The sequence below is a fragment of the Staphylococcus sp. FSL W8-0305 genome, assembly GCF_037966415.1.
Classification (GTDB): domain Bacteria; phylum Bacillota; class Bacilli; order Staphylococcales; family Staphylococcaceae; genus Staphylococcus; species Staphylococcus aureus.
In genome coordinates this window covers 24,090-38,391 of sequence record NZ_CP150198.1, presented here as the reverse complement: position 1 = coordinate 38,391, position 14,302 = coordinate 24,090, and the positions used below count along the sequence as shown (strand labels likewise).

Genomic DNA, 14,302 nt, shown 5'->3' with positions numbered 1-14,302 from the left:
CTAATTTTAATAGTATAAGTATACACTATTCAAATTCTTTTTACATCATACATATTAAACTTATTACACGTAATAAAAAAAGACTATTTAATATTTTTACTTTGTTCATTTTTTCTTAAAATATGATTCATTTTAAACAAAATAGTCTATATTCTTCAACATATATATAACCTTTTGCAACATTACCCGAACAATTCGAAACGATTCAACAATACATTATCGACCAAAACAAAATTACACGTCCTGTATTATCAGATGATCAATTGGCTGAGCTAAACATTCGGCTACACGAGGCGCTACAATATGCCCAACCTGTAGAAGTTAAATTTTATAATAATGGCTTTGTAGATTCAGTACGCTTAACCATTTATCGTATTGATGCTATTAATTATGAAATTGATGGTTATGTTTACAATCAGCAACAACGTCAAAAAATTTCTATCTTTGATATCTTAGATATTGTCTTGTTACCTTAATGCTTTGAACATAATTAAAGGCAAGAACAATCAATATTGTCCTTGCCTAAATGTTATTAGTTATTTTTACTTTCGATATCAGAAATAATTTCTTTAGTTTTTCTTTCAATATCTTCAAAATCTTTTTTAAAGATATAAGCAAATGCTACTACACCAACACCAGCAACTAATGTTGTAATAGCAACTAAGCTAAATACGAATTTAAACACACATTTAATAAAATTCCACATCTCAATTTCACCTCTGTTAAATTAAATACCTATCTACATTTCATTATACTATCATATATAGAATAATCATTAAATAAATACCCACTTTTACGAAATATATTCATCAAATTATATAGCGAGCAAGCTAATGATTATTTTCAAAAATGCCGAGGAACCTCTGTTTCAACGTGACATGACCTTATATGCTAATGTTAACAATGACTATTATCGTGAATGCTAACTTAAGATTGTTATTTATGATAAGATGATTTTAAGTTTTTAACTTAATATCCCCACCATCTATAAAAATATGTTTTAACAGATTGATAAGTCTTATACACCGAGAAATCACCTCAAACAATTTTATATTTCATTTAGTAAAATATAACTTTATTTAACATGACATTCAATATACATACGATTACTATTTATTTACAATATATTACAACTAAAAAGAAAGGGGCCGATGATATGCAACAAGTGACATCAGATATTATGACTTTTAGAGGTTCACATTTCGAGTTAGGTGTTAAAACTGGTAAATGGCTTCAACAAACACCTCTTCTAAAAAATAGAGAAAAAGAATGGAAAAAACGTGTCCCACGTTTCGATATAGATGTAAATGAAACTTATCAAATATTCCAAACTTACGCACCTCAAATATGGGAAGAATTAATGGGACTACAAAGTATACTCAAAATGCCAACACGTCAAATTATTTTAAACTTTGGACATTATCGTTTTACCGATTTAAAAGAAAGTGGTTGCACTGTCTTTCAAGGCAAAGACTTCATGGTTAGAAATTACGATTACCACCCTGCAACTTATGATGGACGCTACTTACTATATCAACCTACAGATAGCGGTTTAGCTCAAATTGGTCCTGTATCAAGGGTAACTGGAAGAATGGATGGTATGAATGAGTCAGGATTAACTATGGGCTATAACTTTATGCACCGGAAGAAACCAGCAAATGGTTTTGTATGTTATATGATTGGTCGTCTAATTCTTGAAAATTGCCGAAATGTAACAGAAGCAATCCAATTATTGAAAGAAATACCACACAGAAGCTCATTTAGCTACATACTGATGGACAAATCATTGAACCATGCAATTGTTGAAGTGACGCCGAGATCAATAGATGTTCGTTATGATAATATATGTACAAATCATTTTGAAATATTAACACATGAAAATCGCAATTATACAAAAGAATCTAAAGAAAGACTAGCGCGTACCATTTCACAAACTAATGATAATTTAGATATGACTACAGCATTTAAGTTATTCAACAATCCTCAGTATGAAATTTACAGTAAACTATTCAAAAGCTGGTCTGGTACCATCCATACATCAATGTATCACCCTGAAACATTAACTGCATATTTTACATTGGGAGAAAATGCGCCACCAGAAATAATAGATTTCAAATCATGGTTAGATGGTCAAGACCTTAATATCACTCACTTTACTGGCAATATAGATACCGACTTAACTTTTGCCAACAAATAAATAACACCGATATTAGAGAAATTATGCTTCCTAATATCGGTGCTTACATCCTTTATTTATTCAACTTTGATATTACCATCAATCGTATAAAATTCTAAAACACTATCGCTTTTCCCAACTTTACCATTAATAAACGTTTTATTTTTAACTACGCTATCACCCGTTCCCGGATTTAGCTTCAGTATAGTATCTTCAGGTTTACTATCATACTTAAAACGAATATCTCCTTGTTTAGTAGAAGCTTTTGCATCTACTTTTGATGGCATGTTTTTAAATTCAATGTCACCATGATCGTTTAAAAATATGGATTGTTTAATTTGACTCTTGTCGATTTGTAGCATACCAATAACAACTTTAATATTACTATTTTTAATGTTACTTTTACTAATATAAGTAGGACTATTATTTGTCTTTGAATCTAGTGCGTCAAGATTTGAGTTTTTAATAACTACTTCACCGTTAATGCTTTGAATACTTGTGTTCTCTAAATCAACATCACTGATTCTAACACTTCCTGCTCCAGACGATATATTTAAACGTTTAATCATTTTATCAGGCATTTCAATCGTTAACGTTTTCTTATTCTCATGAAAAGGATTCATATCAATTGCATATCCTCTTGTCTTAGACCTTTTATCACTAATCTTCAACGTCTTATCTACTATATTAATTAATATATCATTGTCACCATCATATTTAACTCTAAATTGATTCCCCCGCTTTATACGAAGTTCTGTACTATCCAAATTTATAGATACATTGTCAAAAGCATCGTCTTTGAATGTTTTATCATATTGTTTAGTACCATATTTGTTTTTATCATAGCTGAACCAAATAATGGTTGCTGCTGTAAAAAAGACAACAAACACTAAAAGCCCAATAAAAAAGAATTTCTTCATTTTCTAACGCTTCCTTTGACAGTTTTAATATACCAAAGTAAATATTTTAAGATTAAACGATAAATGTATTCTAAAATCTTAAATATGACAATGATAAATACTAATCCTAATCCTGAATATGATATGGCAAAAAATACATTACTAATTGAGTCTACAATTCCTCTGGATATTGCTGATGCTAATAAAATAATTGGACAAAACAGCAGCAAAAGTGATATTAAAAATAATGCTAATACAAATAATCCAACTATAGATACTGGTATAAGGATGACAAAAATAGATAGAATGCCTAAACTTAATGAAGCAGCAACAGCTCTTGAAATATTTTCAAAAGTTGGTTTAGATTCAGCATAATCAATAACACTTCTAGCTTTTGTTTCAGCTGCAACATCTTGTGGGTCTTTTAACTTCTTTAAAATTTCCTCTTCATCAACGCCATTAAGTTCTTGCTCATAAAAATAACGTTCATATTCATACATTTTTTGATCTCTTAAATGCCTAGGTAGCGCATCAAGTGCTGTTTCTAATTCATTTAAATAAGTAATCTTGTTCATATAGGTCACTCATCCCAATAAAATTATTCATTCGTTTTTTATAACTTTAAGACCTAAAGCTATTTACTAAAAAATTCAATACGTTTAATTTCTAAATCTTGATAAAGTAAGTTTAATTTTAAATGGTTATCTCTATCAATATACTTTACCGATGAGAAATCATTGCCAACTTTTGTTCTTTTATATCCGAATCCAAGATTTTCAATCGCGTTATTTATCGGCGAACCAATTCCTCCATCAAAATTAGTATGTATCTTTTCATCTCTTACTAATATTATCCCCTTAACGATGTTATCCTTTTCTCTCACTTTAACGGTAAGGTCAGGGTGAGCTTTACTGTTATAAAATTTAAAACGATCAAACTTAATTTTTTTATTTACTTCATAGCCTTTTTTATCAAACTTCTCATTTAATTTAATATCGTTTATTTCAAGATTAGACAAATCCACAGTTTTCGTATGACGATATTGATATAAACCAATTAATACACCAAAAGAACAGATTAAAAATAATATAAACACAACCCAGCGATTTTGAATACGCACTGATGTCACCCTTTCTTTGTACTTATTTAAATATAGCATAAGGTGCTTCCCGTTTCATCCTTAACAAAAATTAACAAAGAATTTGCAATTAATTTATTTCATTACCTTTTATTACTATAAATTGGTATAATGTTGTAAATGCTAAAGGAGGTTTTTACAATGACAAATTTAGAAACTTATTTCAAAAATAGCCAACCCTTAAATGAATACATTGATGGAATGAAGACAAATCAAGATACCGTTCTCAGTATCTATCAATCATTTGAGTTACCAGAAGATGATTCACGCATCAAAAAAATAAAAGAGATGAATTATTCTAAAGTATTAGTAATTACTGAAGACTGGTGTGGAGATGCAATGATGAATCTCCCAATTCTAAAACACATCAGTGAAGCATTAAATTTAGAAGTGCGCGTGTTCCATAGAGATGATGATACAAAACTGATCGATCAATATTTAACAAATGGTAAATCACGTGCAATTCCTATCTTCGTATTCTTGAATGATCAATTCGAACAAGAAACAGTTTGGGGACCAAGAGCAAATGAAGTCCAAAAATTTGTAACTGATGTTCGTGCCGATAAATTACCGAGCAAAGATCATCCAGACTATGCAGATTTAGAAAAAGAAACACACTTAGTTATATCAAATCGCTATAAAACTGACGCTTCATTTTGGAAAGCAGTTTATAATTCCATCCTAAACAAATTAGAAAATAAATAAATTTACAATAAGACAAACTTTGAGGTTGGGAAAATTTAAAATTCCCAACCTCAAAATTTTTTATTAAATGTCTTTTTTAGCGACATATAAGATATTCAAAATGAAGAATATCACTATAGAACCTAATGAAATTACCCATTGCCAATTGCTAAAATCAAAGTTAGAGCTAATCATTTTATCAGTTAAGTAAGCAAAAGGGATATAATCAAAAGCATCTAAAACTTTATCACCATATCTTGGAATAAATGTAATGAATGGTTTAATAAACGGTACAATAAGTACTAAAAATACACCTAATGAAAATATCATTGCTGTTTTTTGTGATGCAAGTGTGATTAAGAATAAAAACAAGCCAAAGAATAGTAAAAAGATTAGGAAGAACCATAAATTATCTACATATTTAGAAAACGCCAAATTTTCCCCATTACTAGATGCCTGCACAACAATCAAAATCACATAATGAATTAATGCAAATAATATTGAAATTAAAATAATTGAAATTGTTTTCGAAATAATGTATCCAACATGTGTTTTAACTTTACTCATATATAGTTGGATTGTACCTTGTGAAAAATCACGCGTAATTGTCTTAACAACAAACATTAATCCAATTATTAACAATAACCATTTTGCTGCAGCAAATACAGATCCATAGACAATAATATGTTTCGGGTTATCCATCGAATTTGCCATAAGTATACTTTGCGTTGCAATCAAACTAGATACGACTAGTATCGCTAAATATGTTAAAGGACTTTTAAATATACTATAAAAATCATACTTAACTAAATTTAAAATTCTCATTATTTATCACCTCTTTGATTTATATTGAAGTACGTATCACGCAATGAACTTTTACGTGTTTCAATATATTTCGGATAAATATCTAATTCAGATAATGCTTTTAGTATAACTTGATAATTTTTTTGTGCATTGATCATTAAATGTCCATCTGCTTTGTCGACATTTTGTAATTGGAAATGCTCTGCAAGATATTTTTCAGTTCTATCAAAGTCTTTATGATCAACAGTAACTATCGTTGTGTCAGATGCAACACCTTCCTCCATGTTTACATCTTGAACAAAATGTCCGTCTCTCAAAAATACAGCTCTATCACAAATTAATTCAATATCTTCTAACTTATGACTTGATATTAGAATTCTCATATCAAGTTCATTTACTAGAGACTTAATTGTAGTCAGCACATCAATTGAGCCATCTGGATCCATACCATTTGTAGGCTCATCCAAGATTAAAAATTTAGGTTTATTCATTAAAGATACTGCAATTGCTAACTTTTGCTTCATCCCCATTGAATATTTCTTAACTTTCTTTTTAATATAAGGTCTCATACCAAATGCATCTATAATTTTGTCTGTGTATGCTTTATCAAAACCCTTACCTAATACTTGTGCAAATAATTTCAAGTTATACAATCCTGATTTATTATCATATAATTTAGGATGCTCAATTAAAAAACCGATATTATCTGCATTATCAATATCTACTTTTCCATCAAATTTAATAATATTACCATTCATTACTTTCATAACGGTTGTTTTACCAACACCGTTTTTCCCTATTAATCCAACAATTCTACTATCGCCAAAGTCAAAATCAATATCATTTAAAACGACATTTGAGCCGTATTTTTTTGTAATATGTTCTAATTTCATCGACTGCCTCCTTTAAATTTTCTAGTATTTATTTTATTAAGCTGTTTAAAATAATTAACAATAAGTATAACAATGCTTATAATTAGAAAACCAATATTTAAAATATATGAATATAGATCTGGGAATGATGATTGACTTAGAACAAAATAATTCACCAACACTATTGCAATTGAAAATAAAAATGGAACTAAAATGATAATAGTAAACACGTATATACCATAGGGCACTTTGACTCTGCGCAATTCTGTAAATTGACTAAATGCAATTGGTATAGACAAGAAGTTAGATATGACAAATGCATATGCAGTTGAAAAATAAATTGAATTTGGTTCAATCACATCTGCTTCATAAGCATATAAACTAATAACAAGCGTTCCAACTAATGTTAAAACAATGCATGTAATATAGTTCGCATTAAGCAATTGTTTTTTTGACGCAGGTAAACTCATATAAAAATAATATGAATCATTACCACCTAATCTACGATTGAGTCTAAATAAGTGACCAGCATCTAAAATCCAAATAATCAATATTGTTGGACTTATAAAAGATTGCAATAGGTAAAAGAACTTTGTTGAGTCAAGCATTATATAAAAAGGATATAAGGTTAATAATAGAACATAGATGATAAGTGTATATCGTCGTAATTTAAAATTCCTAATTAACAATGCCTTCATTTAAAAACCTTCTTCCATCAATTTGATGTTTTCATGATATTTAGGTTTTCTCTTTTCAAGATAAACCATTAAGTTTTCAATAGAAGGTGTAGTGATATTCACTTTATGACCTAAAATTTCTTTAAATACTTGCGCATGTTCTGTTAATCCTATAAATCCTGTACGCTTATGTTCTTCAAAAATAAGTAGAGATGCTAATTCATCATCAAGGTCCTCAATTGCACCACTCACAACTTGATATCTTTGTAACAGTTGTTCTTTTGAACCATTTAAGATAACTTCACCGTCACTTAAGTGAATGATATAATCAGCTATTTTTTCTAAATCTGAGATAATGTGTGTCGACATGAATATTGTTTTATTTTCATCAATTAATTCTTGCTGAATTATCTCCAATAGTTCATTTCTAGCTAAGGGATCAAGACCTGAAGTAGGCTCATCAAAAATATACAATTCAGCATGATGTGAAAATGCAACTGCTAATGATAATTTCATTTTCATGCCAGTCGAAAATGTTTTTATTGATTTATTGATTGGTAAATCGAACTTTTCAAGATAAAATTCAAATACTTGATGGTCCCATTTACGATAAAAAGGGGCAATCATTTTTTCAAGTTGCTTCGTAGTCCATCTCTCATTAAAATAATTTTCAGCGTAAACAAACCCAATTCTATTCTTTAACTCTATCGGATTGAGAGCCATATCCTCTTCTAATACTCTAATAACACCAGTTTGTGGTTGATACAAATCCATAATTAACCTTATTATTGTGGTTTTACCAGCGCCATTTCTACCAATAAAACCAGTGACGAATCCTTGAGGAACTTTGAAAGAGATATTCTTTAAATTAAACTGATCACTTGAATAATTAACATTACTTACTTCTATGGCATTCATGATGATTCCTCCTCATAAATGAACGTTAAAATATCTTGAAGTTCCTCAAGTGACATTTCGATGGCTTGCGCTTCATTAACCAATTCTTTAACCAAATTTTCAATGGTAAAAAATTGTTTCTCTTTTAAAATAGAACTATCTTGCTCCTTAACAAAGGTCCCTTTTCCTCTAATTGTGGTAACAAACCCATCTTTCTCTAAATCTTCATAAGCACGTTTGGTAGTAATTAAACTTACTTGAAGATCTTTGGCAAGTTCCCTCATTGATGGCAAATGCTCTCCAGGAGCAACATGTCCCTTTAAAATATTTTGTTTTACTTGTTGCTTAATCTGTTCATAAATCGGAAAATCACTATTGTTTTTTAAAATTATTTTCATCAACGTCCCCCTATCACCTTCTGTATATATACAATATACACAATATACACAGTTTTGTAAATATGCATGTTTCATTATCAACCAGTCTTCAGAAATAACACTGGGTATTGTATTACTAGCAGTTGAATAAAATGAAATGACTCTACCATTTAATCTTGCATTGTCTACTTCAATAAAAAAGACTGTCAAAACGAATATTCTTATACTTTGACGGTGATTGTCGCGTCATTAAGAACAGTCGTTTAAAACAGTCAATTCTATTTGTTATTTTTACGTCGATCATTACTTCTACTTATAAAAGCACAAATCATAAACATAATTGCTGCCAATAATAGTTTTATACCTTGGCTCTCATGGTTTGTTGCTTGTAAATAATAACCAACAATAAATAAAATAATTGCTAATGCTACAAATATTTTTGTTAGATGTTTCAATTTATTTCACCTCAACATCGACATTATAACAAATATAAAGATTTATCATAACTTAATATATTGTATAGTGTAATATAACCAATCTCTCATTGGCTTACATGACAACAAAACTATGCATTCAAAATGATTATTGATTGCGATATATTGTGTTCAATGATATTATTTAAGTGTATCCACAGAATTATACTACACAACCCCAAGTCTGGTACCAGCAGACTTGGGGTTATTTATGTGTGTAGGATCATTTTTTATTTTTCCATTTCAGTTCTAACCAAAGCCGAAAAATAATTAGTAAGCCACCTGTAATAAGTGTCATCATCCCTTCTTGCCACCACATCATTACACTACACCTCCGTTCGACTAAAGTATCATACTGAAGGATGACCTACACCTATTCTAACACAAAAACAGAACATGTGTTCGTATTTTGGTAGCGGATTTTACATATTATTCGTTAATTCACCAACAACACTTTATCTTTGGTATAATTGAAGATAATATATAGGCATACAATTTTTTTAAAGAGAGGTTAAGCAATTATGAATCCTTTAGCCCAAAGCTTAAATGAACAACTTCAACAGTCAAATGCAACTGCCTTTGCAATGTTATCTGACTTAGGTCAAAATATGTTTTATCCAAAGGGCATTTTATCTCAATCTGCTGAAGCAAAGAGTACAACATATAATGCAACTATAGGTATGGCGACAAATAAAGACGGAAAAATGTTTGCATCATCTTTAGATGCAATGTTTAATGATTTAACTCCAGATGAAATATTCCCTTATGCGCCACCACAAGGCATCGAAGAATTACGTGATTTATGGCAACAAAAAATGTTGCGTGACAATCCAGAGCTATCAATCGACAACATGTCACGACCAATTGTTACGAATGCATTAACACATGGTTTATCTCTAGTTGGCGATTTATTTGTAAATCAAGATGACACTATCTTGTTACCAGAGCATAATTGGGGTAATTACAAACTTGTTTTCAATACAAGAAATGGTGCAAACCTTCAAACATATCCTATCTTTGATAAAGACGGGCATTATACTACTGATTCACTAGTAGAAGCTTTACAATCATACAATAAAGATAAAGTCATTATGATTTTAAATTATCCTAATAATCCGACAGGTTACACACCTACGCATAAAGAAGTGACTACGATCGTCGAAGCAATTAAAGCATTAGCTAATAAAGGTACAAAAGTTATAGCTGTTGTGGATGATGCATACTATGGTTTATTCTATGAAGATGTGTATACTCAATCATTATTTACTGCATTAACTAATTTACATTCAAATGCAATATTACCTATTCGTTTAGATGGGGCAACAAAAGAATTTTTCGCATGGGGATTCCGTGTTGGATTTATGACATTTGGAACGTCTGATCAAACAACTAAAGAAGTTTTAGAAGCCAAAGTAAAAGGTCTTATACGAAGCAACATTTCTAGTGGACCGCTTCCAACACAAAGCGCTGTTAAGCATGTATTAAAAAATAATAAACAATTCGATAAAGAAATCGAACAAAATATTCAAACATTAAAAGAACGCTATGAAGTCACTAAGGAAGTTGTCTATGCTGATCAATATCATTCACATTGGCAAGCATATGACTTTAACTCTGGATACTTTATGGCAATAAAAGTTCATGATGTTGACCCTGAAGCATTGCGCAAGCATTTAATTGACAAGTATTCTATTGGTGTCATTGCACTTAATGCTACAGATATTCGTATTGCGTTTAGTTGTGTAGAAAAAGACGATATCCCACATGTATTTGATTCAATTGCTAAAGCAATTGATGACTTAAGATAATTAACTTCAACCAATAATCCGATGTGTATGACTCGGATTATTGGTTTTTTATTTTTAAAATTATTCCTTCTTTCAAAGCATCATAAGATATATTTTATTCAGCAACTTATTAATCGCTATACCTAATTAGTTTTATACATCTCTCCTAACAAAACTTGATACACCTTAGATAAATTTATCAAACGTGTGGCAAATCACTTCAAGTATCACATCTCTACAAATGTAAAAGGCACCCCACTATTGTGAGATGCCTTAATCTAAAATTAAAGATTAAAATTTAATTTCAATGTCTACTTTTTTAATGTCAGTTGCTTTAAATACTTTTGAATCTTGTTTCGCAGCTTTTAAGTCAACAAATTTTGATGATCCGTCTTTAAAATACACTTTATACACAGTGCGTTCAGAAAGTCCAATATCATGTTTAGTAATACCTTGATCGCTTGCTAACGCTAGTCTAAGTTTAGCATTCAAGTCGTTTGTTGTTATTTTATGTGGATGTAAAAACGCAAATTCATTTGAAACTACATTTGAAAATCCATTTATCGTTACTGGAAACTTCACTTTAGTCGCTATGTTAGCCACTTTATTAAGCGCTTTATTAGATTTAGTGTGTTGTTTTACATCAATATCTATCTTTTTAATATCTTTGACACTGAATAAGTTTCTTGTAAAGATATCTGATTTAAGGTCAACTACTTGTGTCTTTCCATTTTTAAAGTGTACAGTATACTTTGCTTGTTTCGCAAATTTCAATTCAATATCATTGATACCTCTATCATGTTTTAAAACTGATTTAACTTTTTTATTTAAATCTTGATAACCAATTAATTGTTTATTCGAAAGTTTTAGTTTTGATGCAATAGGTGTTGATGTCCCATTTACTGCGATTGTGTATGGTACATAGCTATCCGCTTTCGCTTTTGACCCTGTTTTAACATCGACATCTATCTTTTTAATATCTTTGACAAAAAGCAAATTCAGTTGGCTAATTTTTGAGTTTAAATTAATCACTTTTTTTGTTCCATTTTTAAAATGTACTGTATAAGTTGCTTTTTTAGCATATTTTAATTCACGTTCACCGATACCTCTATCATACTTCAATACTGATTTAACTTTTTTAGTGATATCACTGTAACTTACACGTGAGTCACCTTTAAATTTTAAATCAGATAAATTTGGTGTTGATGTCCCATTTACTGCAATTGTGTATGGTACATAACGCTCTGCATTCGCTTTTGATCCAGTTTTAACTGTAACTTCAATTTTCTTAATATCTTTCGCATGAACTAAATTAGCTGTATAAATATTCGAGTTTAAATGTATCACTCTTTTACCACCATTTTTAAAGTAAACAGTGTAATACGCTTTCTTTGCGTGTTTCAAATCACGTTCACTAACGCCTCTGTCAGATTTCAATACTGATTTAACCTTTGCTGTTAAATTTTTGTAATTTGTCCAAGGTTTATTTGAAAATGCTAAATTAGATTGAATATTAGTTGTTGTACCATTTAAATTAATTGAATATGGCACTTGATTATTTGCTTTTGCTTCTTTATCTTTCGCTTGCTTTTTAGTTTCTACATTTATATTGATATTTTTAATATCGCCTGTATTGATTAAGTTCGCTGTATAAATGCCTGATTTCAAATCGATAACTTTTTTCGTGCCATTTTCAAAATTAACTGTAAATTTCGCTTGTTTTGAAAGTCTTAAATCTACATCAGTTATACCTCTGTTTGATTTTAAAACTGATTTTACATTATTCTCTAAATCTTTATAACTAATTTGTTGATTCTTTTTAAATGTTAAGTTTGATAAAATGTTTTGGCTTGTACCATTCACAGTGATTGTATACGGCACTTGAACATTTGCTTTTGCCTCTTTATCTTTCACTTGCTTTTTAGTATCTACGTTAACACTAATTGCTTTAATGTCACTTGTATTAATTAAGTCAGCTGTGTGAATGCCTGCTTTCAAATCGACAACTCTTTTTGTGCCATTCTTAAAATGAACCGTGTATTTTGCTTGCTTAGAAAGTCTTAAATCGATATCACTAATACCTCTATTAAAGTACAAAACTGATTTAACTTTATTCTCTATATCTTTATAACTAATTTGTTGATTCTTATTAAATGTTAAGCTTGATAAAATGTTTTGGCTTGTACCATTCACAGTGATTGTATATGGAATCTGTATTTTAGAATATCCATGATGTAATGAACTTGATGATTTATCTATTTGCTTAGCTGCGGCAGATGCTTCGTTAGTATTAAAGTTTGCTCCTGTTGATGCTAAAACACCTAATGCTAATGTTGTTGTAATCAATGACTTAAATTTCATAAATTATCTCTCCTTTTTTATGTAATTCGTGATTGCAACTTAATTATAGCCAGACTTTCTCTATTTTTTGAATTAACTGAATATTAATAATAAATTATCTTTAACAATAATTTTTTAACACTGTTAAAAGTTCTTTTAATTTTGATTAACTAATTAATTTACAATACCTAAAATGTTGTTTGATTTTGTTTATACCAAGCTTCAAACTTAAATGTCATTACAACCTTCATTTCTTAAATCCGATTACATTTGTCAATTATATTTACAGCATCTTTATACTCAAAAAACATTTACTCAAAAATATAAATTCGATTTAATAATTAATTTAAATTTAGTTAATCAATTTTGCATCTATTTTGTTGTAAGCTATATAAAAGGAGTGATAATGATGGTGAAAAAAACAAAATCCAACACACTAAAAAAAGATGCAACACTTGCATTAGCAAATTTATTATTAATTGGGGCACTGACAGACAATAGTGCCAAAGCCGAATCTAAGAAAGATGATACTGATTTGAAGTTAGTTAGTCATAACGTTTATATGTTATCGACCGTTTTGTATCCAAACTGGAGACTTTTAACATAAAATTACTTATCATTCAAAAAGTAAAACAGCATAATATCAAGGTTTATAACTTTATCATTATCAATAATACCTCATATAAAATAAAATTTTAGGGACTTTTTAGGGACTTTAAATTTAAAATTACAAGTTTAATAGAAACATCAAAATAATCACATGTTTGTGTGGAATGTACACCCCAAAAGCTAGACTGAAAAATCTATTTTTTGAGGTGTATTTTTATAGGTAAATATAATAAATTAGAGTAGACAACTCAGAATTCCAATTTTATAATAATATTGCTTGACATATCAAACTAGATAGTACTATTTTGAATATATTATTATAATCAAAAATTCATTGTAAACTTTTAGACAAAAGGAAGTAATAAAAACGTGAAATTTAAAACAACTAAAGAATGTAAAAGTAATAATATCTTTAAAAGAAGTCAAGAAATTAATAATAGAGAAAGTGAAAAGGGTTGTTTATGGGGCATTAGCATGTTGATTCTACTTTTCTTATTGATTCTGTTTGGAATAACTGCTTGTTCATCAAGCATTCACTTTATTAATTAGATTTTTTTACTTGGAGGTAT

17 protein-coding genes and 1 pseudogene are annotated in these 14,302 nt (G+C 29.4%); 6 read left to right on the top strand and 12 right to left on the bottom strand.

Annotated features, from left to right (window positions below):
- Positions 1-170: 170 nt before the first annotated feature.
- Positions 171-476 (top strand): annotated as a pseudogene (locus NST10_RS00240) (YolD-like family protein); the annotation flags it as partial.
- Positions 477-532: 56 nt separating this feature from the next.
- On the opposite strand, the gene NST10_RS00235 reads toward NST10_RS00240, so the two are convergent.
- Entirely contained in the window at positions 533-706 is a 174-nt protein-coding gene (locus tag NST10_RS00235; protein WP_000267034.1) for a hypothetical protein, read from the bottom strand.
- Positions 707-1,156: 450 nt separating this feature from the next.
- On the opposite strand from NST10_RS00235, the gene NST10_RS00230 reads away from it, so the two are divergent.
- Positions 1,157-2,197, top strand: coding sequence for a C45 family autoproteolytic acyltransferase/hydolase (locus tag NST10_RS00230; RefSeq protein WP_001188074.1), 1,041 nt, complete (start codon positions 1,157-1,159; stop codon positions 2,195-2,197).
- 56 nt (positions 2,198-2,253) lie between these two features.
- Here NST10_RS00230 and NST10_RS00225 read toward each other — a convergent pair whose 3' ends face one another.
- Genes NST10_RS00225 through NST10_RS00215 form a run of 3 tightly spaced genes read right to left on the bottom strand, consistent with a single transcriptional unit; the run spans position 2,254 to position 4,234 of the window.
- The gene (locus NST10_RS00225) at positions 2,254-3,096 is read right to left on the bottom strand and encodes a DUF4097 family beta strand repeat-containing protein (RefSeq protein ID WP_000713064.1); all 843 of its coding nucleotides are present in this window, start codon (positions 3,094-3,096) and stop codon (positions 2,254-2,256) included.
- On the bottom strand, positions 3,093-3,650 hold the full coding sequence (locus tag NST10_RS00220; protein ID WP_001033968.1) for a DUF1700 domain-containing protein: 558 nt from the start codon (positions 3,648-3,650) through the stop codon (positions 3,093-3,095). Before NST10_RS00220 ends, NST10_RS00225 begins: the two co-directional genes overlap by 4 nt.
- 59 nt (positions 3,651-3,709) lie before the next feature.
- The gene (locus NST10_RS00215; RefSeq protein ID WP_000966288.1) at positions 3,710-4,234 is read right to left on the bottom strand and encodes a membrane protein; all 525 of its coding nucleotides are present in this window, start codon (positions 4,232-4,234) and stop codon (positions 3,710-3,712) included.
- A 120-nt stretch (positions 4,235-4,354) separates the two neighbouring features.
- Here NST10_RS00215 and NST10_RS00210 point away from each other — a divergent pair, with 120 nt between their 5' ends.
- Positions 4,355-4,918 (top strand): thioredoxin family protein, encoded by a 564-nt coding sequence (locus NST10_RS00210; protein WP_000182842.1) that lies wholly within the window; start codon positions 4,355-4,357, stop codon positions 4,916-4,918.
- 63 nt (positions 4,919-4,981) lie between these two features.
- On the opposite strand, the gene pmtD is transcribed toward NST10_RS00210, so the two are convergent.
- From pmtD to NST10_RS00175, 7 genes are all read right to left on the bottom strand, one after another.
- Entirely contained in the window at positions 4,982-5,722 is a 741-nt protein-coding gene (gene pmtD, locus NST10_RS00205; protein WP_339210470.1) for a phenol-soluble modulin export ABC transporter permease subunit PmtD, read from the bottom strand.
- Entirely contained in the window at positions 5,722-6,594 is an 873-nt protein-coding gene (pmtC, locus tag NST10_RS00200; protein WP_000763048.1) for a phenol-soluble modulin export ABC transporter ATP-binding protein PmtC, read from the bottom strand. Before pmtC ends, pmtD begins: the two co-directional genes overlap by 1 nt.
- Positions 6,591-7,271, bottom strand: coding sequence for a phenol-soluble modulin export ABC transporter permease subunit PmtB (pmtB, locus tag NST10_RS00195; protein ID WP_339210466.1), 681 nt, complete (start codon positions 7,269-7,271; stop codon positions 6,591-6,593). Before pmtB ends, pmtC begins: the two co-directional genes overlap by 4 nt.
- Positions 7,272-8,168: a phenol-soluble modulin export ABC transporter ATP-binding protein PmtA gene (pmtA, locus tag NST10_RS00190; RefSeq protein ID WP_000991315.1), complete on the bottom strand. Its 897-nt coding sequence runs from the start codon at positions 8,166-8,168 to the stop codon at positions 7,272-7,274. It lies immediately after the preceding gene.
- Positions 8,165-8,545, bottom strand: a complete 381-nt coding sequence (locus tag NST10_RS00185) for a GntR family transcriptional regulator (protein ID WP_000691584.1) — start codon at positions 8,543-8,545, stop codon at positions 8,165-8,167. The genes pmtA and NST10_RS00185 overlap by 4 nt, the downstream gene beginning before the upstream one ends.
- Positions 8,546-8,802: 257 nt before the next feature.
- Complete coding sequence (locus tag NST10_RS00180) at positions 8,803-8,979, bottom strand: hypothetical protein (protein WP_000681966.1); 177 nt, start codon at positions 8,977-8,979, stop codon at positions 8,803-8,805.
- Between the two features lie 241 nt (positions 8,980-9,220).
- Positions 9,221-9,319: a hypothetical protein gene (locus NST10_RS00175; protein WP_000990056.1), complete on the bottom strand. Its 99-nt coding sequence runs from the start codon at positions 9,317-9,319 to the stop codon at positions 9,221-9,223.
- 199 nt (positions 9,320-9,518) lie between these two features.
- Between NST10_RS00175 and NST10_RS00170 the strand changes: the two genes are divergently transcribed.
- Positions 9,519-10,805 carry an aminotransferase class I/II-fold pyridoxal phosphate-dependent enzyme gene (locus NST10_RS00170; RefSeq protein WP_001068528.1) on the top strand — a complete coding sequence of 429 codons (1,287 nt, stop codon included), beginning with the start codon at positions 9,519-9,521 and terminating at the stop codon, positions 10,803-10,805.
- 270 nt (positions 10,806-11,075) lie between these two features.
- On the opposite strand, the gene eap is transcribed toward NST10_RS00170, so the two are convergent.
- A complete protein-coding gene (gene eap, locus NST10_RS00165; protein WP_339210458.1) occupies positions 11,076-13,145 on the bottom strand; it encodes an extracellular adherence protein Eap/Map in 2,070 nt (689 codons plus the stop codon).
- Between the two features lie 388 nt (positions 13,146-13,533).
- Between eap and NST10_RS00160 the strand changes: the two genes are divergently transcribed.
- On the top strand, positions 13,534-13,731 hold the full coding sequence (locus NST10_RS00160; protein ID WP_000239619.1) for a hypothetical protein: 198 nt from the start codon (positions 13,534-13,536) through the stop codon (positions 13,729-13,731).
- Positions 13,732-14,102: 371 nt separating this feature from the next.
- Positions 14,103-14,282 carry a hypothetical protein gene (locus tag NST10_RS00155; RefSeq protein WP_000669789.1) on the top strand — a complete coding sequence of 60 codons (180 nt, stop codon included), beginning with the start codon at positions 14,103-14,105 and terminating at the stop codon, positions 14,280-14,282.
- Positions 14,283-14,302: the final 20 nt, after the last annotated feature.